Source organism: Kribbella sp. NPDC056951 (assembly GCF_042674205.1).
Classification (GTDB): Bacteria; Actinomycetota; Actinomycetes; order Propionibacteriales; family Kribbellaceae; genus Kribbella; species Kribbella yunnanensis.
In genome coordinates this window covers 1-1,511 of the sequence record NZ_JBHUQZ010000023.1, presented here as the reverse complement: position 1 = coordinate 1,511, position 1,511 = coordinate 1, and the positions used below count along the sequence as shown (strand labels likewise).

At 66.8% G+C, this 1,511-nt stretch carries 1 protein-coding gene; it reads right to left on the bottom strand.

Going from position 1 to position 1,511, the window contains the following annotated elements; all coding sequences use genetic code 11:
- Positions 1–36: 36 nt before the first annotated feature.
- Complete coding sequence (locus tag ACFTSF_RS41585) at positions 37–1,359, bottom strand: IS4 family transposase (protein ID WP_380161134.1); 1,323 nt, start codon at positions 1,357–1,359, stop codon at positions 37–39.
- Positions 1,360–1,511 lie beyond the last annotated feature (152 nt).

Sequence of the window (1,511 nt, the reverse complement as noted above, 5' to 3'; positions counted from 1 at the left end):
CCCCAATGCCGCTTAGTTAGGGCTGTGGGGTGGTTGTCAACTGTCGAGGATGTGGATGGTGTGGGTGGTTTTGTAGGTGTTGCGGTCGGTGGTGGTGGTGGCGCGGTATTTGGATTTGGCGCGTTTGACGATGCGGGGGCTGGTGCGGGCGCGGCGGTTGGGTAGGAGGTTGTTGAGCACGGTGCGGCCGATCTTGCCGATGAGGTCGATGGTGGTGGCGGTGATGACGCCTGCGGCGTGGATGATCTGGTCGCGGGCGGTGTTGAGGGCGATGGTGAAGCTGCCGCGGTCGGGTGGGGTGCCGGGGTGGGTGAGGGTGGCGTCGGCGATGGCGATGCGTAGTGCCTGGTAGGCGGTCAGCAGGGCGTAGACCTCTTGGGTGATGCCGTCGGGGGTGCGGGCGCGGAGTACTCGTCCGTGCAGGGTGGTGGATTTCATTTCCAGGTAGGTGGTTTCGATCTCCCAGCGGTGGTGGTAGAGCTCGATCAGGTCGTGGGCTGGGTAGCGGTGGTGATCGGTCAGGGTGGTGAGCAGCCGGTAGCGGCCGATCCGGGTCGGTCCGTCGGTGCTGTGGCTGTGGATCTCGGCCTCGATCACCCGCAGGGTCAGGGCACCGACGCGGGTGAGCCAGGTGCCGTCGCTGCAGCGCTGGATCGGTTTCAGGCGCCGGTTGTTCTTGCAGCGGATGAGCAGGCCGGCGCCGGCGCCGGTGATGGCCTCGAACAGGTCGGTGACGGCGAAGTTGCGGTCGGCCAGCAACAGCATGCCCGGGCGCAGGCATCCGGTCAGCCGTGCCGCATACGTCGTCTCACCGGCATCACACGAGCCGAACACCACTCCGATGATGGTGCGGGTGCCGCACGCGACCACGGCCAGCAGCCGCAGGATCGGGTAGCCCGAGTCGCCGTGCGGGCCCGCGGGATGATGGCCGTAGACCGATACGTTCTTGCCGCCGTTCGGGATCGTCAGCGCGGTCCCGTCGATCGCGCACAACAACCAGCCCCGCCAGCGCGGCGCTCCGGCCGGTGGCCCGGCCAGCAGGTCGAACAACGCACGCAACGGCGCGACCCCGACCCGGCGACGAGCCTGCGACAACGCCGACGACGACGGGGCCGCCACGGCCGTGTCCAGCCCGTCCAGACCCGAGACCAGCCGGGCCCACACCTGCCCATAACCCATCTCGGAAAACAGCGCGGCCGCGAGCAGCAGATACACCACCACCCGCGACGGCAGATCACGCACCCGCGCCTGCACCCGCCGGTTCGAGGCCAGCACCTCATCAACCATCTCGAATGGCACGATCTGCGTCAGCTCACCCAAATGACCGGGCGCGAACCGGCCCGATGCCACCCGAACCACACGCGTAATGACAGACTGAACCACCAGCGGAACTCCTGATATAGCGATGTCTTGCGAGGACAATCGCTTCCTACCGGGAGTTCCGCTGCTTCACGTCCACCGACACCCCACTTGACACCAAAACCCACCAGCTAACTAAGCGGCATTGGGGT